Source organism: Flavobacterium sp. (assembly GCF_047602195.1).
Classification (GTDB): domain Bacteria; phylum Bacteroidota; class Bacteroidia; order Flavobacteriales; family Flavobacteriaceae; genus Flavobacterium.
In genome coordinates this window covers 211,448-235,519 of record NZ_JASGHW010000003.1, presented here as the reverse complement: position 1 = coordinate 235,519, position 24,072 = coordinate 211,448, and the positions used below count along the sequence as shown (strand labels likewise).

Genomic DNA, 24,072 nt, shown 5'->3' with positions numbered 1-24,072 from the left:
ATCTGTCAATCACTTATCGGTTTTGCAAAACTGTAAGGTTTTTGATAATTTTTGTAATCTACAACTTACAAAACAACTATTTTTATGCATTTCATCGATATTTTTTAGCTTTTTATCGATGAAATTAAAATTTTCTTATAGTTTTACCTCGCAATTTCATAGTACGCACAAATTAGATTCACACCACATGACTAACTAATAACCCCTGGATTATGAAAACAATTACATCGTATCATAAAAAAGCTTTACTGGTCTTAGGACTTTTATTGGTGACTTTTTTAAACTACGGACAAACGCAAACTTACTCCACACCGGGAACGTATACTTTTACAGTACCTACAGGTGTCACCAGCATCACAGTTGAAGCTTGGGGTGCCGGTGGAAAAGGAGGTTCAAGAAGCAGTTCTTCGACCTATGCAACCGGTGGCGGTGGCGGTGGCGCTTACGCACGTCGTGCAGCCATAGCCGTAACCGCGGGCGCTACCTATACAGTAGTAGTAGGTGCCGGAAGTAGCGATAACAACCAGCCGGGCGGCAATTCAACGTTCACCCACTCCACCAGTACACTAAATGTAGTGGCCGAGGGTGGCGATTCTTGCCCTACCAACACCTTGACCGGTGCCACTGGTGGAACTGTAGCCGGAAGTTTCGGTGCAACTGTTTTTGCCGGAGGTAATGGTGCTACTGGTGTCAATAGCGGTACCAGATGGTCTGGCGGCGGTGGATCTTCTGCCGGACGCGGTGCAGGTACCGGAGCCGCAGGTGTTACCGCAACAACCATGACCGGTGCCACAGCCCCTACCGTGGGTGGAGACGGCGGAGACGGAAGAAACTCCAACAACGACGGCCAGGCTGCCAACAACCCAGGTGGTGGCGGTGGTGGCGCGTACCGCAGCAGCGGTAGCTCAAGAAACGGTGGACAAGGCGGTAACGGACAAGTGATCATTACCTATACCTGTCCTACCTACTCTTTTAGTACCGCACCCACTTCATCCAATACTTGTGTGGGAACAGGTGCTGTCGTAACCTTGCGTTCGAATGCCATGGCTACAGGAACCTATACCGTGACGTATAACCTTACCGGTACCACAGTAGCTACTGGCAATACCGCTACGATGAACTTTACTGCCGGAACACCGGGAACAGGAACCTTCACTACATCAAACTTGAATGTCGGCGCTACCATCGTGACGGTGACCAATGTCGCTTCGTCCTATTGCAGCACCAACCATATGACCGGAAACTCGGTATCAGTGACGGTAATCGCTACGCCTACGGCCAATGCGGGAAGCGCCGTATCCACCTGTACGTCAACGCCAGTTAACGTTACATCAGGTTCGAGTGCGTCCAATTCCAGCTCGGTTCTCTGGACCTCTAGCGGAACGGGTGCCTTTACCGGCGCGACTTCGTTGACTACCGCTACTTATACTCCAAGTGCAGCCGATATTACCGCAGGAAGTGTAACCCTGACCTTGACCGCTTATGGAAATACACCTTGTGGAAACGCCACATCGAATAAAACCTTAACGATCCGATCTTTGCCGACTGCGGTCGCCGGGTCGAATATGTCGCTGTGTAATTCAGCCGCTTCGGTCAACATTACTGGAGGCTCCAGCGCGACCAACCAATCATCTGTACAATGGACTTCTAGTGGAACCGGTTCGTTTTCGAACGCCACTTCAATGACTTTGGCCACTTATACGCCTAGTGCAGCCGACAAGCTTGCCGGTAGCGTCACCCTAACATTGACGGCCAATGCCATGTCCCCTTGTACCGGAAATGTGACCTCAAATAAAACCTTGACATTTATCCCGAACCCATCCGCCAATGCCGGTACGCCAATCGTTATGTGCGCCACCGATGGTGCGGTCAATGTAACCACAGGCGCTTCGGCCTCGTTTTATACCAGTGTACAATGGACTTCTAGTGGAACAGGTACTTTTACCAACGCCACTTCGATCATCAACTGTACCTACAACCCAAGTGCAGCCGACCGAACTGCCGGAAGCGTCACCTTGACCTTGACTGCACTGAGCCCGGGTTGTACAAGCGGCAGCTCCAACAAGACCTTGACCATCCGTGCGGCAGCGACTGCAGTGGCTGGAACCGATGTAGGCGTTTGCGGCAGCGGATCGGCCAACATTACGGCGGGATCGAGCGCATCCAACTACAGCGTGGTAACCTGGACTTCAAGTGGAACAGGTACGATTACCAATCCGAATTCCTTGACAACAGCTACTTACAACCCAAGCCCGGCCGATATTCTTGCCGGTTCGGTTACCCTGACGCTGACCGCTACCGGGAATTCGCCTTGTGTCGATGCTGTTTCAACCAAGACATTTTCAATCAACAATCCGGTGACCGCCGATGCAGGGACCGCTATTTCGACTTGTTCGACTTCGAGCGCGATCAACATCACGGCCGGCGCCGCTGCCACCAACTATACTTCGGTATTGTGGACCTCAAGCGGAACGGGAACTTTCACCAACGCCAACTCTTTGACTTTGGCCACTTACAACCCGAGTGCCGCAGATAAGACGGCCGGAAGCGTGACCCTTACACTTACCGCCAGCAATGCAGGTTGTGGCAGCGATTCTTCGACCAAGACATTGACGATCTATACCACACCAACGATCACCGGAACGACTCCAGCTACCCGAACAGGTCCTGGAACCGTTATCTTGGGTGCGACGGCTTCAGTGGGAACACTGTATTGGTATGCCGCTCCAACCGGCGGACCATCGCTTGGTTTTGGTACGAGCTTTACGACACCTTTCATTTCAAGCACGACTACCTTCTACGTAGAAGCCGTCAACGGAACTTGTACTTCTTCTCCGAGGACAGCAGTTGTAGCTACGGTATTGTTCTCTGAAATCGACATCCGCGGTAATGCCGTATCGATTGCCGATGGTGACAACACTCCATCGCTTACCGACTGGACCGATTTCGGATCGACCAACATGAGCCGTACCTTTACGATTTACAATACCGGTGCGGGTGTTTTGAGCCTCAGCGCCCCAGTTATTGTAGGGCCTGACGCGGGTGATTTTACGATCACTACGCTGCCGAACAGCACCGTAGCCTCAGGACAAACGACTACTTTTACGGTAACGTTCAACCCGACCGCGGTAGGTATCCGTTCGGCCGGTATTAAGTTGAACAACAACGATACCGACGAGGGTACTTATGACTTCTCGTTGCAGGGAACCGGTGTGGCGACTGAAATCGACATCCAAGGTAACGCCACAAGCATTGCCGATGGTGACACTACGCCTACTACCGCAGACTGGACCGATTTTGGTTCGGTGGTGGCTACAAGAACATTTACGATCCGCAACCTGGGGAACATTGTCCTCAATGTAGGCGCGATCAACTTTAGCGGTGTGAACGCCGGTGATTTCTCGGTGACTACACTTCCTGCCGCTACCGTTGGTGCTTATGGATCGACCACTTTTGTGGTGACTTTCACCCCGAGTGCCATCAACGACCGTTACGCAACGATCAGCATCGACAACGATGACGCCAATGAAAGTGTATACGACTTTGCCTTGCACGGTTTCGGTATCATCCCAGAGATCGATATCCAAGGAAACGCAACTTCGATTGCCAATGCCGATGCAACACCTACGACTACAGACTGGACCGACTTCGGCAGCGCCACCGTGACGCGTACCTTCACCATTTTCAACCAAGGAAATACCTTGTTGAACATCGGTACGATTACTTTCACGGGGGCCAATGCTACAGAATTTACAGTAACCGCATTGCCAGCAAGCCCAGTGGGTGCTTTCAGCTCGACCACTTTTACCGTGACGTTTGCACCGACTGCAACCGGAACCAGAAACGCGACCATCAGCATCCCGAACAACGACAGCAACGAGAACCCCTACACTTTCGCGATCCGCGGTACGGGTGTGGCACAGGAAATCGATGTTCAAGGTAACGCGACCTCGATCGCGGACGGCGATACGACACCGACCACTGCCGACTGGACCGATTTCAGCACCGTGGCTTTGTCGCGCACTTACACGATCAGAAACTTGGGTAACCTGGTATTGACCTTGGGCACCATCACCTTTAGCGGAACCAATGCCACCGACTTCTCGGTAACGGCTTCTCCTGGAACCGTGGTACCGGCATTCGGAAGCGTAACGGCTACCGTGGCTTTCAACCCGGGCGGTATCGGACAGCGCAATGCCACGATGAACATCCCAAACAATGACAGCAACGAAAACCCATACGATTATGCGATCCGTGGAACGGGCGGTGTACCTGAAATCAACATCAAGAGCCAGTACAACGTCAATATTGTCGATGGTACCACCACGACTTCGACCAGCGACCAGACCAATTTCGGCGAGGTTTCGATGGACGGCGGTAGCGTATACGTAAACCTCATCATCGAAAACACGGGAACCGGTGCCTTGGCAATCGGGGCAGCCAGCTTTAGTGGCGTGAACGCTTCCAACTTCAGTGTCATTTCTGCTCCGGCCTCTACCATTGCGGCCGGTGGAAACTCGCGCTTCAAGATTGCCTTTACGCCGACTACCATCGGGGTCAAAAACGCGATGTTCTCTATCGTGAACAACGACAGCGACGAAAATCCATACAACTTCGCCCTTTCTGGAACCGGTGTACAAACCTATAAGGATACCGACGGTGACGGCATTACCGACAACAAAGACATCGACGACGACAACGACGGCATCATCGATATCCAGGAGCAAACCGACGGTCTGGCCTACCCATTGACCGGTCTGGTGGAGTATGTGTTCCTCAACGAAACTTTCGGTGCGGGAACCACCAAGGGCCAAATCAACGTCAATACGCCGGGTGCGACTTGTAGCTATTGCTATGAAGACGGATACGGTTCTGCCTGCGATGCTTCGGTAACGCTGGAAGACGGTGAATACTGTGTGAACTACAAAATTACGGGCCCGGTTGCATCCGATCCTGAAAACATCCACGGCGACTTGGCCTGGTACGATGGTTTGGACCACACACCAAGCGACGTCAACGGAAGGATGGCCGTATTCAACGCGAGTTTCGCTGCGGGTACTTTCTACGAAACCAGGATCGACGGGGTGATCCCGAACGTACCGATCTCGTACAGCTTCTTTGTACTCAACATCATGAGACAAAGCAATTACAGCGGCAGTATCCGTCCGAACATCACGGTGGAGTTCGTCGATTTGAACAACAACTTGTTGTCTTCGTTCAACACCGGTTACATCGGAAGATGTACGATGGATCCGAACGACAACTCTTGTGCGACGACCAACTGGTTGCCATTCTCGACTTCGGTCAACTTAGGCAACGTGACTTCATTCATCATCCGATTCAAGAACAACTCGACCGGTGGTGGTGGTAATGACTTGGCCATCGACGACATCAAGATCGTACAGAATTACATCGATACGGACGGTGACGGCATTGCCAACATCTTCGACCTCGATGACGACAACGACGGTATTCCAGATGTGGAAGAAGCAGGCTTCAAACATTTCAGCAACTATTTGTCGAAAATGGATTTGAGCAGCCCATTGACCTGGAGCGATGCCAACGGCAACGGATTGAACGACATCATCGACAGCTACATCAGCGGTGGATCTTATTCGATTCCGGATACAGACTATGACGGTGTGCCGGATTACCTCGACCTCGATTCTGACAACGATTCATGGTTTGATGTGGACGAGGCGGGCATCTACAACGGTGATGGCGACATCAACGGCGACGGAAAAGGCGACCTCGTGGATACCGACCGTGACGGAATCCTCGACCTGTATGACAACAATACCGGTTTTGGAACCAATCCTAGGGCATTTGCGCAGGACACCAACAACGACAACACCCCGGATTATTTGCAGCTTGACTCGGATGGCGATGGTTATTTCGACATCTTCAACAGTTTGTATTTGAGCCTTGACGCCAACAACGACGGTATGATTGACGGTTCATCGGATATGGACAAAGACGGTATTACCGATACTTTCGACACCAATACTTCGGCGATTGGCTCGCCAAGGGATTTGAACAGAAAATTGTTCCTCGAATTCGACGGAAGAAACGATTACGGCAGCGGCACTGGTGTCATGGGTGGATTGTCTACCTTGACAATAATGGCCTGGGTAGACCTCAACAGCGCCTTTAATGGCGAGGGTGTGGTAATTGGCCAGGACAAATTCCAACTCAAGATCGACAGCAACAGAAACTTGCAAGTGACCATGAACGGAAGCAGCATAACCTACAGCAGTGTTGCCTTGAATACGGGCCAATGGTACCATGTGGGTGCTACATTGGGTGGCGGTTTGCTCAAATTGTACCTCAACGGGGTCAACGTGTCTACACATTCTGAATCAGGAAGCGTACAAGCCGATGCCTCGCTGTTGACCATCGGTAAAAACCCAACGGCCAATAACAATTATTTCAAAGGCAAAATCGACGAAGTACGTATTTTCAACAAGAACCTGACCGATGCGCAGTTCCAGAGAATCGTTTACCAAGAGATGCAAAACAACAGCTCACAGGTCAGGGGTGCCATCATCCCGAAAGATGTGGGATCGCTTCCATGGGCCAACGTATTGCGCTATTACAGAATGGATGCGTACAAAGACGACATCATCGACGACTTGACTACCGCCTCGATTGACGTGGCCACTGGTATGAGAATCTACAACAACAAAATCATCCAGGTACAGCAGGCCCCGATGCCATTCCAAACCGAAAGACCAGGAAACTTCGCAGTTGCGGTCAACAGCCCGACACGTGAAATCCGCGGACTCGACATCATGGACCAGGACTGGTCGATTGTAGAAGTGAGACACAACATCACCGAGACGGCCAACAATGTCGATTTGGGCATGTTCGTCAACCCGACCGCTACCATTTCGGCAACCAACGACATCAAGATCCAGAACGACTGGTACTTGAAACTCGACGGAAAAATTGACCTCGTGGGCAAATCGCAATTGGTGCAGACTGCGCAGAGCGACCTCGACCCGACCAGTGCCGGTTCACTCGAAAGAGACCAACAAGGACAATCGAACATCTACAATTACAATTATTGGTGTGCCCCTGTTGGAGCAATCAGTGCGACTACCAACAACAACAATTATACGGTAAACGGGGTCATGAAAGACGGAACTACGCCATCAAACGTACAGAACATCAACTTTGTCACAGGCTACAACGGTTCGGCTACCTCGCCTATCTCGATCGCGAACTACTGGATCTTCAAGTTCCAGAACACCTCGCCGGTCTATGCGAACTGGACATCGGTCGGTGCCAACGGCACTTTGCTCGCCGGACAAGGCTACACCATGAAAGGAAGCGGCGCGGCTACGGCTACCCAAAACTTCACGTTCTCTGGCAAGCCGCACAACGCGACCATCACCAGCCCGATTGCAGCCAACAACCTGAACCTGAGCGGAAACCCATATGCTTCGGCACTCGATTCGGATGCGTTCATCCTGGCCAACGCGGCTTCGACAACCGGCGCCCTGTATTTCTGGGAGCATTACAGCACCAACAACTCGCACGTTTTGGTGAATTACCAAGGAGGTTATGCCGTCAGAAACTTGACGGGTGGAACACCTCCGGTAGCTCCGGCCGGCATCAGCGGTGCAGGAACCAGTACGAGAATTCCGGGAAGATTCATCCCGGTTGGACAAGGATTCTTCGTCAACGGTAGCGCGACTGGTGGAACCATCACCTTCAACAACAGCCAACGTTTGTTCGTCAAGGAAGACAACGCGAGCTCGAACTTTATGTTCCGTGAGGCCAATACCAACAGCGGTGCGCCTTTGACCAGGGCTTCAGTGGCCGAATTCAACAACGAGGAGGATTATTTCGAAGCGGATACTTTTGCCAGAATCCGTCTCGGGTACACTTCGCCGGAGAATTTCCACAGACAATTGCTGCTCGGTTTTATGGACGAACACGCGACCAGCGGAATCGATGTGGGCTATGATGCGCCGCATATCGACAACCAACCGAGCGATATGTATTTCATCAACGGTGAAACCAAATTGAACATCCAAGGTGACGGTTTCTTCAACGTGAACAACATCTACCCGATCGGGGTCAAAGTGGCCGCAGCGGGAACCATCAAGTTCATGCTCGACAATACCGAAAGTTTCGAAGAATCGCAGGAAGTGTACATCTATGACAATGTAACCGATCTGTACCATTCGATCCGTGGCGAAGAGAAGTTCAGCATCGAGCTTCCGGCCGGCACCATCGACAACCGTTTCTCGTTGCGATTCACCGACGGCACTTCATTGCATACCGATGATTTCGTTGCCAACGCCAACATCAATGCTTTCTTCACCAGCGATGACCGCATGATTACGGTACTCAACGGCACCGATGCAGAAGTTGAAGAAGTAATGTTGTTCAACATGCTCGGCCAGGTCGTAACGACTTGGGACGTCACCGATGTCAACCAAAAGAAAATCCAGTTACCGGTCCAAACAATCAGCACCGGAACGTACATAGTGAAAGTGCACACCTCGAAAGGCGATTTATCTAGAAAGATCATTATCAAGTAACGCCCTTTTTCCCCAAAAAAGAAAGAAGCTTCCCCAACAGGAAGCTTTTTTTATTATAAGATTATTTTTACAAATTCGATAAAAAAGTGTATTTTAACGATGATTTATGCATTTTATCGATAAAAAACTTTTTTCTTTCGATTGATAATTCTACTTTTGAATCGTCAAACAAAAGGATTGAGAAAACTCAGTCTGCATAAACTGAATCAGTTATGAAGACCTTTACCCAAAATCTACTTTTCACTATTGCCATGCTGTGGATTACAGTTTCTGTTTCTGCCGCAAACAAGCCGCCGCTGGAGATTGAAAATCCCAACGCAAAACAAAGTTTGGTTTTGAATGGCCTGAACCAATATGCCGATGTGCCACAAATGCTCGGCGGACTCAGCCAAGCCACACTCATGGGTTGGATTCGGATCAACGCCGACCTGACCGCCACCAGTTTCATCATGGGCCAGGACAATTTCAACCTCAAGATCGTAGCCGATGCAAACGGCAAAACATTGGTGGCCACCGCAAAGAACCATAGCATTGCTTTTGACCAAGCCTTATCGGCAGACCGTTGGTACCACATCTGTGTGGTCTACAACCAATCAGCAACCGAGAAACTCAAGCTCTACGTCAACGGGCGACAGGAAGCGGCCGCTGCGCCCAATGTCTTAACGGGCGCCTTATCTGCGAGCGCGGCCAAATTTACGATGGGCAAAAATCCATTGTCCAATACCGATTATTTTAAAGGTGCGATGGACGAAGTGCGTGTCTTCAATACCGCGCTCACCGATGCCATGATCCAGAAAATGGTCTACCAGGAAATCAAGCCCAACGGCACCCGGATCCGTGGGGAAGTCGTACCACGTGATATCGAAGGAACCAACTGGAGTTCGCTACTGGCCTACTTCCGCATGGATGTTTCGGCCGACGACAAATTGTTCAACCGCGCATCAACGGCCCAGGCCCAATTGTACAATGCGCCGGTCTTCGAAACACAAATGGCGCCGATGCCATTCGAAACTTCGGCAGCAGGCCGCATCGATGCAGTCGTGGGACAGAATAACTTTGTCAACGGCCGCGACCTATCGACCTACAACTGGTCGATCATCCAGGTGCACCACAACATCAATATTCCTTCGAACCAGATCAACCTCGGGATGATCATCGACCCGGAGGTATCGGTGAACCTCACCAACGACAACAAACTCGAGAATACGTGGTACCTCAAACTCGACGGAAAACTCGACCTCAAGGGCAAATCCCAGTTGGTCCAGACGATCGATAGCGAACTTGACCCTACAAGTGCCGGCTATATCGAAAGGGACCAACAGGGCCAGTCCAACCTGTACAATTACAATTATTGGTGCTCGCCTGTGGGCAATACCAACACCAGTTCGAACAACAACAGTTACAGCGTCAACAGCATTTTGCGCGACGCCACCAATCCCGACAACCTGCTCAACATCAACTGGACCAACGACCTCAACGGGGCACCGACTTCACCGATTACGCTGAGCGGTTTCTGGATCTTCAAATTCCAGAATACGACCCCGATTTATGCCAACTGGACAGCGGTAGGTCCCAACGGAACCCTGCTCCCAGCCCAAGGGTTTACCCTCAAGGGATGCGGCGCATCGACTCCGAAACAGAATTTCGCTTTCGTCGGCAAACCCAATAACGGAACGATTACCTCGCCCATCGCGGCTGGGAACCTGAATTTATCGGGCAATCCGTATCCATCGGCACTCGATGCCAATGCGTTCATCATGGCCAACAATTCGGTGATCAATGGAAGTTTGTATTTCTGGGAACATTTCAGCACGAACAATTCGCACAACCTGGCCGATTATCAAGGCGGTTATGCCGTGCGGAACCTCGTTGGCGGAACTGCGCCGGTATCGCCCGTCGGAACGAGTATGACCGCGGCGAGTAAAAAAATTCCGGGCCGTTTCATTCCCGTTGGACAGGCATTCTTTGTCAATGCCAACACCGTCGGCGGAAGCCTGACGTTCAACAACGACCAAAGGGCTTTCATGAAAGAAGATGCCACGCATTCGAACGTGCTGTTCAAGAATGGCACCGACCCGATCTCCGAACAATACGACAACAGCAATGACCCGGTAGAAGACGACAATTTTGCGCGCATCCGATTGGGATTCAACGCCGGTTCATTCCACCGACAAGTCTTGTTGGGTTTCATGAACGAATTTGCGACCAGCGGCATGGACATGGGTTACGACGCACACAACATCGATACGCAGCCCAACGACTTGTACCTGATGAACCTCAACTACAAACTGATCATCGAAGGAGAAGGTTATTTCAACGCGAACAACATTTACAGACTCGGTGTGAAAACCCTGGGCGTGGGCAATGTCGAATTTATCCTGGACGATGTACAAAACTTCGACGAAGACCAACCAATCTATATTTACGACAACGTCACCAACCAATACCACAACCTGCGTTGGGCACCGTTCCAGATTTACCTGCCGCAAGGCACCTATACCGAACGTTTCTCGCTTCGCTTTACGGGCGCACCGCTCGGCACCGGGACTTTTACCGCACCGACCCACGACATTGCATTGACTTTTGCGACCAATGACAACATGCTTACGATCGAAAACGGCAAACCCGAGGTCAATGTACAATCGGTACAGATCTTCGACATGCTCGGCCAATCGTTGGCGCTGTGGGACGTTCATGCAAAAGACCAATCCAAGATGCAAATCCTTGTACCTCCTATCAGTACCGGAACCTATGTGGTGAAAGCGCTGACCACCCATGGCGATATCTCCAAAAAGATTATCATCAAGTAACCCTTTTTTCCCCAAGAAAAAGTAAAGGCTTCTCCGCGAAGAGAAGCCTTTTTTTATCGAACCAAACCAGCCCTACTATGCTAATCTGTCTATTAATTCTGCTAAATTCACTGAAGTCTGCTCGCCGGAAACCAAATCCTTCAGTCCAAATTGTGCCGCTGCCATCTCTGTTTCGCCGGCGATGACCGCATAGCGGATGCCGCGTTTCTCGGCGTGCATGAACTGTTTGCCGAGCTTGACGTTGTCCGGATACAGTTCGACCTTGATGCCTTTGTCTCGCAATTGGCCGATGGCTTTCATCGCATACAAGGCTTCTTTCTCGCCATAGTTCACAAATAGCGCTTTCGAGCTAGAAGTGACCGTTTCGGGAAACAAGCTGAGTTCTTTCGAGCACGAGGTAAATCCGGTCCAGGCCAAACGAAATCCCGACGCCGCTCAAATTCGGGCGTCCGAAAATTCCGGTCAGGTCGTCGTATCGTCCGCCGCCGCCAATCGAGCCCATGGACACTGTTGCCGGGGCCGCGACTTCGAAAATCGCACCGGTGTAATAGTTGAGCCCGCGCGCCAAGGTCACATCAAGGTCGAGATTCGAATCCTTGAGTCCCAAGGTCTGCACATGGTCACAAATGAAACGCAGTTCCCTGATGCCTTTTTTGCCTTCTTCCGAAGCTGAAAGCAATAGCGACAATTTTTCTATTTTTTCCGAAATCGTTCCGGTGAAGTTGAACAATGGCTGTACTTTTTCAATCGCTTCGGCCGAAATGCCTTTTTCGATCATTTCTTTCTTGACACCGTCTTCGCCGATTTTGTCGAGCTTGTCGAGTGCCACGGTAAAATCGATCAGTTTATCCGAAGCGCCGATGACTTCAGCGATTCCCGATAATATCTTGCGGTTGTTGATCTTGATCGTTGTGCCTTTGAGTCCGAGCTGGCTAAAGGTTGAATCGTACAATTGCACCAATTCGACTTCCTGCCACAGGCTTTGGGAACCGATGGCATCGGCATCGCATTGGTAGAATTCCCTGAATCGGCCTTTCGCGGGACGGTCGGCTCGCCAAACCGGTTGGATCTGGTAGCGTTTGAACGGAAATTCGATCTCATTTTGATGCTGTACCACATACCGGGCAAACGGAACGGTCAGGTCGTAACGCAACGCCTTTTCTGAAATCTGCGCGGCCAATTTTAAACTGTCGCGATTGACCAGGTGCTTTTCATCTGCCTTGTCCAAAAAATCACCGCTGTTCAATATCTTAAAAATCAACCGGTCGCCTTCTTCTCCATATTTTCCCATCAAGGTTTCCGAATTTTCAAATGACGGCGTTTCGATGGGAAGAAATCCGAATTTCTCGAAATTACCTTTCATGATGTCGATAATGAATTGCCTTTTTGCAACTTCTGTGGGCGAAAAGTCTCTCGTGCCTCTTGCGGTACTGGGTTTCTGGGCCATGTGTAATTTTAGATTTATGATTTCAGATTTCAGATTTTCGATTGGTTTCAATCTGAAATCTGAAATCTAAAATCTGAAATAATGTGCAAATATCTTGTTTTTTGGGCGAAGTTGAAAGCGCGAATCAATCCAATTTGATGATGCGTAAATAATCGATCATCGCCTGATTGATGGCACCGTTCATATTTTCCTGCCAATCGAGCTGGAGCGCTTGCTTCCCTTCGGGCAAATGAACTTTCACACTGTTCGAAAAACCCCAATTGCTCCACTCCTGCACCCCGCGTTGTGGAAAAACAAATGTTCCCAAATTTGAATTGCCCAAACTCAAATCGCGGATGGCACATTTATTCTCGGTGTTCGTCGGGCCGTTTCCGTTGGCGTAACGGAAATCGATCGCATAAGTCCCGCTTTGGGCGACGTCAATCGTAAAACGCATTGGTTCGGATTGGCCTTTGGACGATTTGGCGGTTTCGACAAACCCAGTTCCTGAAAAACCTTTGTAATCATAATTCGCTTTGGGAGCAAAATCTTCGGCTTCGTAAATGTGGGCCGATTCGGGTTTGAAAACCGCAATGGGTTCGCTCGCGAAAGAAGCCATGTTGCTTTTATCGATGGCAACGACTTGGTATTCGGCGTAATTTCCCATGGCAATGTCGTATGCATTGGCCGTTATTCGGGCAACGATTTTTCCATTTTGGATGACCGCATACGCGACCGCATTGGGAATACTGGCCCAGGAAATTTTATTGTTTTCCAAAGTGACCAAAGGCGTCGGGAGCGAAAAATAATTCTCCGTTTTGTTGATCGAAGAAGGTTTCAAATCATTGTTCAAAACGATGTCTATCTTGTGCTTCCCGGTTAAGCTGGCCAAGATTTCGGTTTGGGCCTTTTTGCCATCGACCGTGAACTTCTTGATCTGGTTTCCGTAACCCGACAGGCTGATGTCTAAAATGGCGTTGCGGTATTTGAAATTGTTTAGTCTGCGTTGGCCCGCCAATGGTTTGGGTACAAACGGATGGAAAACCAAACGGTCCGCCTGCAACTCGATCCCGAAAAGCAATTTGTGCACGAGTGCGATATTCCCGGAAAGGCTCCACAACATATTGCTCGAATTGATGACCGTACCCGCAAAATCGCCATTGCCCGCGACAAAATTTTCCTTGTTGGTCAAAAACAAAGCCGCCGGTCTGTAAATCGCCGCAATCGATTCCATCGCCGAAGCCTCATTGCCCGCCTTGGCCGAAGCCAGTGCCCAATAGGATTGCACGAACGGCCAGACTGCGTCGTTGTGGTACGGCGGCAGGCCCGGAATCTGCGGATAGATACACGGAATCCCATACGCCAACTGTGGTGATTGGGCAACAATCGAAGCCGCTTTTTCTGCATCAGCTATACCGAATAGAATACACAGTGCCTCGCCCAATGCCTCGGCACGCGGCGACAGCATTTTGTAATTCCTGCCGTACAAATATTGGCCGTAATAGCCTTTGTCGGTAATCCACAAATGGTCGTTGATGCCTTTCTTGATCGATTCGGCGGTGCGCTCGTGTTTGGCTGCGATGGCTTCGTGTCCCAAGGCACGCGCCATTTTAGACAAAACCATATTGGCTTGGTAATGCACGGCATTGGTCCCCAGGTTTTGCGATTCGAAGATATCGGCCGGCTGCATCCATTTGGGATAGGTTTGCTCGCGCCAATCTAGGAAAGACGACTCGCCGCGCATGAGGTTGGTTTCATCATCAAATGCCATCCAGTAATCGTCGTCGACCGAATTTTTGATAATTTCATAAGTACTTTCGAGCCACTTTTGGTCACCCGTCGCCTTGTAAACTTCCCAGGCTGCCGTGGCCCAAATCGCACGGTCGGTTGAACACGGATAAGCGCCGCCGGTTCCCGTATCCTGGATGATTCGCTTGTTTTCGTTGACCTTGCGCATCAAACTGTTCATCGCCACCTGCGGTTGCAAGTAAGCCATCGACAAGATGATGCTGTAACTGATGTCGCGTGTCCACACGCCCGCCCATTCTTTCCCGGTACGGAAAGTGCCGTCGGGTTCTACGGCGTTGATCATTTCTTTCGAGCGAAAGGTTGTAGATCGCATCGGCCAAAACGTGGTCTGATTGGTACTGTGGAAAAGCCGTGGTGTTTCGGGTCATTTTCCAGTTCCCGTCGGTGGTCTTTTGGTCCTTTTTGGAATTGAATACCAATTTCGTTTCATAAATGCCATCGCCATCCGGGTCTTTCATTTCGAGTTCGGGCTTCTGGTGCAAATTGTCGAAATCCCAAGTCAACGGTGCGGTGGCCCCGGCAATGTAGACGTGTTTGAAATCGGCCTTGAAAATCCGGTCGCCGTTGAAGGTCGTGAAATAGCCTTTGGATTTAATTTCGGCCAAAACGGGACGCAGGTCTAACCGCACTTTAAGCGGCGTATCCGATGGAATCGAAGTTTCATTTTTATCGGTCATTGTTAACGGCTGGCCGAATTGAATCAGCGGCGTTTCTGTTTTTCCGGAAAGGTTGAACCAATGGTTGAGGCCCGGTTTCATTTCATTGTCTTTCTGGTTGATGCTGAATTTGAACTCGACCAGCGAAGAAACCGATTCGTTTTTGGGGCTTTGGTAATTCGACACCAATTCAGTGGACGAAACTGCTTTGGCCGAGAATGCCCCTTGCTTGACGCCATCCGAAAAAATAGTGTAATCGCTGGTTTGGTGGATGATTGCGCCATTTTGTCCTTGCACAATAGCCGCGGAAGCGAAAACCAAAAACAGCAACGCCGCTTGAAAAAAGAAACCTTTCATTGGAATAGAATTAAGCTACAATAATACCGCTTTTTATGCAAAATTGCGGCAGTTTTGCTTACTTTAGCAGAACAAAAACCAGCCATGTTTAAATTGTTCAAAGAGAATATCCGGATTGCGATGGGTTCGATCAAGACCCAGTTGCTGCGTACCATTCTCACGGTTTTGATCATCGCCATCGGCATCACGGCATTGGTTTGCATCCTGACGGTCGTGGCGGCGCTCGAGCACACGATTTCGAGCGATTTTGCCTCGATGGGCTCGAATACCTTCCGGATCGAGCAATACGACATTTCCGAACGCATGCACGGCGGCAACCGCAAGAAGAAAATCAACCCGATTATTTCGTGGCCCGAAGCCGTGGCTTTCAAGGAAAAATTCCGTTACCCGTTTACGCATACTTCCTTGTCATTTACTGCCACCACCAAGGCCGAGGCCAAGTTTGAATCGAAAAAAACCGATCCGCAAATCACCGTCATGGGCGTCGATGAATATTTTTTGTTGAATTCGGGTTCAGAAACGACACAGGGCCGAAATTTCACCGCTTTCGACATCCAAAACAACGCTTATGTTTGCGTCGTCGGGTCTGATTTTGAAAAGGATTTGCTCAAGGATGTCAACCCGATCGACAAGATCATCTCGATCCGCGGCGCGCGTTTCAAGGTCATCGGCGTGCTCAAGGAAAAAGGCTCGACCTTTGGCAACAGCCAGGATTTGCGTGTGTTGATTCCAATCCAAGTCGCGCGTTCGCTGTTTACCGCACCCAACATCAACTACACGATCAGTTCGATGATCGAAAAAAAGGAATTGCTCGATTACGCCATCGACAACGCCATCGGCACGATGCGGCGCGTGCGCAAGTTGAGCCCGGTGCAGGAAAACAATTTCGGGATTTCGCGCAGCGACGACCTCATCAACAAGATCCTCGACATCACGCAGTACCTCGGCATTTCGGCCTGGGTCATCGGTATCATCACGATTTTCGGTTCCTCGATTGCATTGATGAATATCATGCTGGTTTCGGTCACCGAACGCACACGCGAAATTGGTGTCCGCAAAGCATTGGGCGCCAAACGCAGCACGATTGCGATGCAATTTTTCATCGAAACACTCGTCATTGGGCAAATGGGCGGATTGCTCGGGGTCATCCTCGGAATTTCGGCCGGTTTCGGCATTGCCTTCTTGCTGGAATTTAGTTTTGTGACTCCTTGGACCGCCATCATTTCTGCATTCGTAACGACGTTTATTGTGGCGATTGTTTCGGGTTCGTATCCGGCGGTGAAAGCGTCGAGGTTGGATCCGATCGAGGCTTTGCGGTATGAATGACGATAAAAATTTAAGATTTACGGCAGAAAATCTGTAATCCGATTTCATTTCAAGTTGCGAAATTAGCCTACCGCAATTATTCCGAATGATGAAAGTTCAAGATTTACCCGCCTACCGATCGGCCGCTAAATTGGCGCAATCCATTTTTGAGATTTCCAAACAGTTTCCGCAAGAGGAATTCGAAATCGTCACCAAACCCATGCGGCTTTCTTCGCGGAATGTCTGTGTGCATTTGTCTGAGGCGATGCACCGGACAAAATTCGTCAAGTATTACCAGACCACGCTCATCGACGCCAATTCTGCGAACGGCCAAACGTATACCTGGCTCGAGCTGGCGGCCAATTGCAACTACATCGATGCCGAAACTTTAGCGCCGATGCTCAACCGTTGTACCGCCATTGGAACCATGATCCAACACATGATGGACCATCCCGAACGGTTTAAATAATTAAATCCTGCCGAAAACCATCCGGTGGTTTCCGTAAATGTCTGCCCGCAATTCGAGTTGGGAGAAACCTTTCTGCTCGAGTAGATCCATCATTTCTTTGCCCAGGTATTGGTTGATTTCAAAGTACAGTTGGCCTTTGGGCGAAAGATTTTGAAGCGCGAGATCTGCAATTTTGCGGTAGAACAACAGCGCATCGTGGTCGTCGACGAATAATGCCAGGTGTGGTTCGTGCTCGAGTACGTTCTTTTTGATTTCTTCTTTTTCGAGGTTTCGCACATAAGGCGGGTTGGAAACAATGATGTCGAAAGTTTCTTCCAGATTTTCGGTCTGTAAAATATTTCTTTGAATGAAATTCACTTTTGTTTCATTGCGCTGGGCGTTGCGCTTTGCAGTTTCCAAAGCTTCTTCGGAGACATCGATGGCCGACACCTGCGCATCGGGTAAATTTTTGGCGAGCGAAATGGCGATGCAACCCGAACCGGTTCCGATGTCGAGTATTTTGACATTGCCATTGGGATTGTTCGACAAAATCCACTGTACGAGTTCCTCGGTTTCGGGACGTGGAATCAGTACGTTGGGGTTGACCTCGAATTCGAGTCCGAAGAATTCGGTTGTACCTATTATATATTGTATCGGGACGAACTGTTTGAGTTGTTCGAGAATTGGGTTCCAGGTTTCGATTTCTGTTTGCGAAAATTCGCGGTCGCGATCGAGCGCCAAATCGATGCGTTTCATTCCCGTTTGGTGTTCGAGAATCAGATAGAAAAAACTTTCCGCTTCGGCGGCATCGTAGAGCGGCGTAAGGGTTTGGATGAAATAATTCCTGTAATCTATAATCTTCATTTGAACTTCTTTGTTCGATGTTCGTTAATCATCATTCGTTATTCAAAAATGAATGTCAAATGTCGAACAACGAACACTGAATATTGAACAGATGCACTAGCCCGGATTGAAACGGAAATCCTTTTTGAAACGACGAAAGGAGTTTTAAAAAGATTGCAGTGGAAAGCCGGAAAAGCTCCTAAACAAAATTATATTTAAATGTCGAACATCGAACAACGAATAGCGAATTTTGAAGTATTTTTACACACATGAACCACCAACTGTATATGCAACGCTGCATCGAACTGGCCCAAAATGGGCTGGGGACGACTTATCCGAACCCGATGGTGGGCAGCGTGATCGTGCACAACGGCAAAATCATCGGCGAAGGCTGGCACCAAAAATCAGGCGAACCGCATGCCGAGGTCAATGCCGTAAACGCGGTCAAAGACAAATCGCTTTTGAAAGAAGCGACGATTTATGTGAGCCTCGAGCCTTGTTCGCATTTCGGCAAGACGCCTCCCTGTTGCGATTTGATCATCGCCCATCAAATCCCGAATGTCGTCGTGGGCTGTGTCGACCCGAATGAAAAAGTGGCCGGAAGCGGAATTGCCAAACTCAAGGCTTCGGGTAAAAATGTGATCGTCGGCGTTTTGGAAAAAGAATGCCGCGAACTCAACAAACGTTTTTTTACGTTCCATAACAGGAAACGGCCTTATATCATCTTGAAATGGGCCGAAAGTGCCGATGGATTGATTGCCCCGAAAAAAAGATATGAACAAAAACCGGTGTGGATTTCTGGTATTTATGCGCGCCAATTGGTGCACAAATGGCGTTCGAAAGAACAGGCAATTCTCGTGGGAACCCAGACTGTTGTTGACGACAACCCGAAATTGGACGTGCGCGATTGGAGTGGTCCAAATCCCGTCAGATTAGTTATTGACAAAAGCAACCGGATTTCGAAAGAAAGTTATATATTTGATAGTCAGGTACGAACCATCGTGTTTGGCGAGAACGATTTCGATTGGAAAAAAGACAATGTCGATTGGATTGCCATTGACTTTGCGGCCCAGAAGGTTACGGGTTTGAATCCAGTCGAGGTCACGGCTATTCCGCAGCAAATTGCGGATGTCCTTTACAGGCAAAACCTGCAATCGGTGATTGTGGAAGGCGGACGCCAAACACTACAGTCTTTCATCGATTCGGGATTGTGGGACGAGGCGCGGGTTTTCAAGAGCCCGATTGTTTTGGGCGACGGCATCCCGGCCCCGGATTTCAACGCCAATTGGCAGCACAGACAAACCATCGGCAGCGACGAACTTTTAATATTCAGGCAGTATGATTAACACAATTATCTTTGATTTTGGTGATGTATTTGTAAACCTCGAGAAGGAAAAGTCGCTCGACCAGTTCCGCAAACTCGGGCTCAACGGCCCGAATGATGAATTGCTCGCGCTCAACGACGAATTTGAAAGGGGCAGGATTTCCGAAAACCAATTCATGGATGGCTTCCGCAAGCATTTGCCCGAAGCCGACATCGAGGCGATCCGCGACGCATGGAATGCCATTATTGGTGAATTTCCGCTCGAGCGGCTTGAGTTCCTGCAATTGCTTTCACACAAATACCGCTTGTTTTTGTTGACCAATACCGACGCGATCCACATCCGCCAGTTCGAGGAATTGGTGGGAGAATCGTTTGCAAGCGCGTTCTATCAGTGCTTTGAGAAAGTCTACTATTCGTATGAAATGGGCATGCGCAAACCCGATTGCGAGATTTTCAACTACATTATAAGGAAGCATGATCTGTCGCCGCGCAAGACCTTGTTCGTCGATGACAAGAAGGAAAACTGCGATGCTGCGGCCGAATGCGGGTTACAAGTCTGGAATTTGCAGCCAGGTGTGGAAGATGTCGTACATTTGTTCGACAAAAAACTACTGTAACCGCATTTGAAACCTGAAGATACTTACCAAACCCTTTCCGAACCTTCCGATGAGATATTATACAAGGAGAAGAACAGCAAGTTTTTCGGCTATGCTTTTCCCGTGACTTCGGAGGATGAAATCAAGAACCATCTCGAGACATTGCGCAAACGCCATTTCGGCGCGGTACATTTTTGTTATGCCTGGCAGATGGGCACGACGAAAATTGCCTTTCGCGCCAACGACGACGGCGAACCATCGAATTCGGCCGGCATGCCCATTTACGGACAGATCCAATCGTTTGGGCTGACCAATATCCTGATTGTGGTCGTCCGGTTTTTCGGAGGCGTCAAGCTCGGCGTCGGCGGATTGATTACGGCTTACCGTACGGCGGCGCAAATGGCTTTGGAAAATGCCGCTATCGTCGAGCGCACCATCGATGTGCATTTCCTGGTTTTATTCGACTACAAAAACATGAACAAGGTCATGCGTGTGGTCAAGGAAAAGAACCTCGAGATCATCGGCCAGAAAATGGAGATGAGCTGCGAGATCGAAATCGCGACGCGTCAAAAAAATGCGGCGATGATCCAGGAAATTTTCGAGTCGATGTTTGAAGTTTCGATCCAACCCAAACCTTAAAATTTTTACGCTTCTTTTTCTATTTTTTCGAGTATCGATTTGATGTAATCCGGCGGTGGAATCGGACGCCCGGTTTGGAAATTGACAAAGACCAACATAATGTACATCGTCGTCAATAATTCACCCTGCTCATTGACGATTTCACAGTCGAATTCGATCTTGACAGAACTTTGACTTTTGAAGGTCGTCTTGACTGTTAATAACTCATCATAGCGCGCCGGTTTTTTGTAGTTCAAAGTCAGCGAGGCAATCGGCAATCCGACACCATTTTCTTCCATCCATTTGTAGGAAACGCCCTTTTCGCGCAACCATTCGACACGGCCAATTTCGAAGTACGGCAAGTAATTGCCGTGGTAAACGACCCCCATTTGGTCTGTCTCAGAATATCTTACGCGAACTTGAACTTCGGATGTTTTCATATGGTTTTTTAATTAGAAATTTAGTACATTGCAATAGGGTAAGAAATGTCGTCTTACAATAATAATTTTAAAAAATCAACTCGATTTTTATTTTTTTTTAACGATTTTTGTTCACATATTTGTTACCCCGAAAAACAAGCAAAAACCCACTGTTTTTCTTGTAAGAGAACCTTTAATAAAAACACTAATTTATTACAATTTATGAGCAAAACTGCGCAATCAGTATGGGAAAATTGTCTCTTATTCATAAAGGACAATATCCAGGATCAGGCTTACAAAACCTGGTTTGAACCGATTAAGTCTGTTGAGCTCACCGATAATGCTTTGTACATCCAAGTTCCTAGTAAATTTTTCTATGAATGGCTGGAAGAACATTACGTCAAATTGTTGAAAGTGGCGCTTACGAAAGAACTCGGAAAAAACGCAAAGTTACTCTATAAAATCAAGATGGAAAACACTTACGGCAACAAACAACCGTTCACCGAACAGTTGCCCAGTGCGCACCGCTCGCCTGTCAAGTCGCAGGAAGTCGATGCTCCATTCAAAAACCTAAGTCCGGAACTCAAGAATCCGTTTGTGATTCCCGGCATCCGGAACCTCAAAATCGAATCCCAGCTCAACGCGAATTACAGTTTCGACAATTTCCTCGAAGGCGATTCGAACCGACTCGCGCGCTCTGCCGGTATGGCCGTAGCCAACAAACCGGGCGGAACCTCGTTTAACCCATTGCTCATTTTCGGAGGCGTCGGTCTCGGAAAGACACATTTGGCGCACGCGATTGGGGTCGAAATCAAGGACAAATATCCCGAGAAAACCGTGCTGTACATTTCAGCCGAGATTTTCACGCAACAGTATATTGATTCGGTCAAGAAAAACAACCGCAACGATTTCATCCACTTCTATCAATTGATCGATGTGTTGATTATCGATGACGTGCAATTCCTTTCCGGAAAATCAGGAACACAGGATGTGTTTTTCCACATCTTCAATTACCTGCACCAAAACGGCAAACAGGTCATCCTGACTTCAGACAAGGCGCCGGTGGACATGCAGGACATCGAGCAACGTTTGCTCTCGCGTTTCAAATGGGGATTGTCTGCCGAATTGCACCAACCCGATTACGAAACGCGTATCTCGATCCTCAAGAACATCTTGTACCGCGACGGTGTGGACATGCCCGAGGAAATCATCGAATACGTCGCGCGCAACATCAAATCGAATGTTCGTGAGCTCGAGGGCGCGATTATCTCCTTGATTGCGCAGTCTTCTTTCAACAAAAAAGAAGTGACGATCGAGCTCGCCAAACACGTGGTCGAGAAATTCGTCAAGAATGTCAAACGCGAAATCTCGATCGATTACATCCAGAAAATCGTATCCGATTATTTCCAGTTGGACCTCGAAACCCTGCAATCGAAAACCAGAAAACGCCACGTGGTGCAGGCCAGACAATTGGCGATGTTCTTTGCGAAGAAATTCACGAAGGCTTCACTGGCCAACATCGGTTCGCAAATCGGGGACCGCGACCACGCTACGGTATTGCACGCTTGCAAGACCGTCGATAACCTCGTCGCCACCGACAAGCAGTTCAAGAAATTCGTTGAAGACATCAACAAGAAACTCTCGCTTTAACAATGCCTGTTAAGATTTTAATGGTTTGCCTGGGTAATATTTGTCGTTCGCCTTTGGCAGAAGGACTGTTGGCATCCAAACTTCCGAAAGACCAATTCCTCGTCGATTCGGCCGGAACCGGTCATTGGCATGTGGGCAAACAACCCGACAGCCGTTCGATCGATGTGGCCAAAAGAAATGGATTGGACATTTCGGGCCAACGCGGCAAATTGTTCTCTGTTTCCGATTTTGACGCTTTCGATTACATCTATGTGATGGACAGCACCAATTATGACGATGTGCTGCGTATGGCCAAATCCGACGAACACAAAGCCAAGGTCAAAATGATCCTCAACGAATTGTTTCCGGGTGAAAATGTAGACGTACCCGATCCTTATTATGGATTGGCGAACGGTTTCGACAACGTTTACCAAATGCTCAACGAAACCTGCGACATCATTGCCAAAAAATTGATGGCCCAACACCCATGAAAGCTTTAGGCAAACTCTACTTGATTCCGGTTCCGCTCTGCGACCCGAACGACAGCGAACTGGCCAAGCAAAACGCCGCGGAAGTCTTGCCGCAAACCATCCAACGCACGATTGGTTTTATCGACGATTATATCGTGGAGAACGAAAAAACCGCACGCCGTTTCATCAAGGCCATCGAACCGGCCAAAGTACAAGCAACATTACGGCTTTCTGCCTTAAACAAACACACTGAAACTTCCGAGTACAACGCGATGATCCAACCTTGCCTCGAAGGCAAAAACGTGGGACTGATGAGCGAAGCGGGTTGTCCTGGCGTGGCCGATCCGGGTGCGGCGATTGTCAAGCTCGCGCATGAAAAAGGGATCCAGGTCGTGCCGCTAGTCGGGCCATCCTCTATCCTATTGGCGGTAATGGGTTCAGGAATGAACGGGCAGAGTTTTGCATTCAATGGTTATTTGCCGATCGACAAAGGCGAAAAGAAGTCGGCCTTGAAAAATTTTGAAACACTTTCCCAAAATAAAAACCAGTCGCAGTTGTTTATAGAAACGCCGTACCGCAACAACAAACTATTGGAAGATTTACTGCAAACCTTGCAACCCAACACGCATTTGTGTGTCGCTGCCGACCTGACCTTGCCGACCGAATTCATCAAAACGTTGCGCGTGCAGGATTGGAAAAAAATCAAGGTGGATTTGCACAACAGGCCGGCGATTTTTATCATCCACAAGTTTTGATTCGAGGGCGCGTGAGCGATTGCAGCGGTATCCTTTTGCGGACGCAGTCCCGACT

General features: G+C 49.1%; 14 protein-coding genes and 1 pseudogene. 10 read left to right on the top strand and 5 right to left on the bottom strand.

All coding sequences use genetic code 11. The annotated features are described in order from the left end of the window. Positions 1 to 212: 212 nt before the first annotated feature. The gene (locus tag QM717_RS04380; protein WP_415035229.1) at positions 213 to 8,552 is read left to right on the top strand and encodes a choice-of-anchor D domain-containing protein; all 8,340 of its coding nucleotides are present in this window, start codon (positions 213 to 215) and stop codon (positions 8,550 to 8,552) included. A 212-nt stretch (positions 8,553 to 8,764) separates the two neighbouring features. Next, on the top strand, positions 8,765 to 11,362 hold the full coding sequence (locus QM717_RS04375) for a LamG-like jellyroll fold domain-containing protein (RefSeq protein WP_415035227.1): 2,598 nt from the start codon (positions 8,765 to 8,767) through the stop codon (positions 11,360 to 11,362). Positions 11,363 to 11,437: 75 nt separating this feature from the next. Here the strand turns inward: QM717_RS04375 and hisS are convergent. The 3 genes and pseudogenes from hisS to QM717_RS04360 form a co-directional block, all read right to left on the bottom strand. Beyond that, positions 11,438 to 12,809, bottom strand: a pseudogene (hisS, locus tag QM717_RS04370) (histidine--tRNA ligase). A gap of 124 nt (positions 12,810 to 12,933) precedes the next feature. Further along, on the bottom strand, positions 12,934 to 14,664 hold the full coding sequence (locus QM717_RS04365) for an MGH1-like glycoside hydrolase domain-containing protein (protein ID WP_415036003.1): 1,731 nt from the start codon (positions 14,662 to 14,664) through the stop codon (positions 12,934 to 12,936). Further along, positions 14,621 to 15,610 carry a hypothetical protein gene (locus tag QM717_RS04360; RefSeq protein ID WP_415035225.1) on the bottom strand — a complete coding sequence of 330 codons (990 nt, stop codon included), beginning with the start codon at positions 15,608 to 15,610 and terminating at the stop codon, positions 14,621 to 14,623. The genes QM717_RS04365 and QM717_RS04360 overlap by 44 nt, the downstream gene beginning before the upstream one ends. Before the next feature lie 84 nt (positions 15,611 to 15,694). Between QM717_RS04360 and QM717_RS04355 the strand changes: the two genes are divergently transcribed. Continuing rightward, on the top strand, positions 15,695 to 16,936 hold the full coding sequence (locus tag QM717_RS04355) for an ABC transporter permease (protein ID WP_415035223.1): 1,242 nt from the start codon (positions 15,695 to 15,697) through the stop codon (positions 16,934 to 16,936). A gap of 85 nt (positions 16,937 to 17,021) precedes the next feature. Then, a complete protein-coding gene (locus QM717_RS04350; RefSeq protein WP_415035221.1) occupies positions 17,022 to 17,384 on the top strand; it encodes a four helix bundle protein in 363 nt (120 codons plus the stop codon). Here the strand turns inward: QM717_RS04350 and prmC are convergent, their stop codons facing one another. Continuing rightward, a complete protein-coding gene (gene prmC, locus QM717_RS04345; protein WP_415035219.1) occupies positions 17,385 to 18,227 on the bottom strand; it encodes a peptide chain release factor N(5)-glutamine methyltransferase in 843 nt (280 codons plus the stop codon). It lies immediately after the preceding gene. A gap of 248 nt (positions 18,228 to 18,475) precedes the next feature. Between prmC and ribD the strand changes: the two genes are divergently transcribed. From ribD to QM717_RS04330, 3 genes are read left to right on the top strand one after another with little or no spacing between them, the layout of a single operon-like run. Next, positions 18,476 to 19,552 carry a bifunctional diaminohydroxyphosphoribosylaminopyrimidine deaminase/5-amino-6-(5-phosphoribosylamino)uracil reductase RibD gene (gene ribD / locus QM717_RS04340; RefSeq protein ID WP_415035217.1) on the top strand — a complete coding sequence of 359 codons (1,077 nt, stop codon included), beginning with the start codon at positions 18,476 to 18,478 and terminating at the stop codon, positions 19,550 to 19,552. Further along, positions 19,545 to 20,147 carry an HAD family hydrolase gene (locus tag QM717_RS04335; RefSeq protein ID WP_415035215.1) on the top strand — a complete coding sequence of 201 codons (603 nt, stop codon included), beginning with the start codon at positions 19,545 to 19,547 and terminating at the stop codon, positions 20,145 to 20,147. Before ribD ends, QM717_RS04335 begins: the two co-directional genes overlap by 8 nt. A 6-nt stretch (positions 20,148 to 20,153) precedes the next feature. After that, positions 20,154 to 20,765, top strand: a complete 612-nt coding sequence (locus QM717_RS04330; protein WP_415035213.1) for an IMPACT family protein — start codon at positions 20,154 to 20,156, stop codon at positions 20,763 to 20,765. A gap of 5 nt (positions 20,766 to 20,770) precedes the next feature. Here QM717_RS04330 and QM717_RS04325 read toward each other — a convergent pair whose 3' ends face one another. Further along, positions 20,771 to 21,184: an acyl-CoA thioesterase gene (locus QM717_RS04325; protein ID WP_415035211.1), complete on the bottom strand. Its 414-nt coding sequence runs from the start codon at positions 21,182 to 21,184 to the stop codon at positions 20,771 to 20,773. Positions 21,185 to 21,385: 201 nt separating this feature from the next. On the opposite strand from QM717_RS04325, the gene dnaA reads away from it, so the two are divergent. From dnaA to QM717_RS04310, 3 genes are read left to right on the top strand one after another with little or no spacing between them, the layout of a single operon-like run. After that, a complete protein-coding gene (gene dnaA / locus QM717_RS04320; RefSeq protein WP_415035209.1) occupies positions 21,386 to 22,813 on the top strand; it encodes a chromosomal replication initiator protein DnaA in 1,428 nt (475 codons plus the stop codon). A gap of 2 nt (positions 22,814 to 22,815) precedes the next feature. Continuing rightward, complete coding sequence (locus QM717_RS04315; RefSeq protein WP_415035207.1) at positions 22,816 to 23,283, top strand: low molecular weight protein-tyrosine-phosphatase; 468 nt, start codon at positions 22,816 to 22,818, stop codon at positions 23,281 to 23,283. Beyond that, a complete protein-coding gene (locus tag QM717_RS04310) occupies positions 23,280 to 24,017 on the top strand; it encodes an SAM-dependent methyltransferase (protein ID WP_415035205.1) in 738 nt (245 codons plus the stop codon). Before QM717_RS04315 ends, QM717_RS04310 begins: the two co-directional genes overlap by 4 nt. The last annotated feature ends 55 nt before the right edge of the window (positions 24,018 to 24,072 follow it).

Bases quoted from the DNA above. Each gene is read 5' to 3' on its own strand.
- QM717_RS04380 (WP_415035229.1), top strand. From the start codon at position 213: ATGAAAACAATTACATCGTATCATAAAAAAGCTTTACTGGTCTTAGGA.
- QM717_RS04375 (WP_415035227.1), top strand. From the start codon at position 8,765: ATGAAGACCTTTACCCAAAATCTACTTTTCACTATTGCCATGCTGTGG.
- QM717_RS04360 (WP_415035225.1), bottom strand. From the start codon at position 15,610: ATGAAAGGTTTCTTTTTTCAAGCGGCGTTGCTGTTTTTGGTTTTCGCT.
- QM717_RS04355 (WP_415035223.1), top strand. From the start codon at position 15,695: ATGTTTAAATTGTTCAAAGAGAATATCCGGATTGCGATGGGTTCGATC.
- QM717_RS04350 (WP_415035221.1), top strand. From the start codon at position 17,022: ATGATGAAAGTTCAAGATTTACCCGCCTACCGATCGGCCGCTAAATTG.
- prmC (WP_415035219.1), bottom strand. From the start codon at position 18,227: ATGAAGATTATAGATTACAGGAATTATTTCATCCAAACCCTTACGCCG.
- ribD (WP_415035217.1), top strand. From the start codon at position 18,476: ATGAACCACCAACTGTATATGCAACGCTGCATCGAACTGGCCCAAAAT.
- QM717_RS04335 (WP_415035215.1), top strand. From the start codon at position 19,545: ATGATTAACACAATTATCTTTGATTTTGGTGATGTATTTGTAAACCTC.
- QM717_RS04325 (WP_415035211.1), bottom strand. From the start codon at position 21,184: ATGAAAACATCCGAAGTTCAAGTTCGCGTAAGATATTCTGAGACAGAC.
- dnaA (WP_415035209.1), top strand. From the start codon at position 21,386: ATGAGCAAAACTGCGCAATCAGTATGGGAAAATTGTCTCTTATTCATA.
- QM717_RS04315 (WP_415035207.1), top strand. From the start codon at position 22,816: ATGCCTGTTAAGATTTTAATGGTTTGCCTGGGTAATATTTGTCGTTCG.
- QM717_RS04310 (WP_415035205.1), top strand. From the start codon at position 23,280: ATGAAAGCTTTAGGCAAACTCTACTTGATTCCGGTTCCGCTCTGCGAC.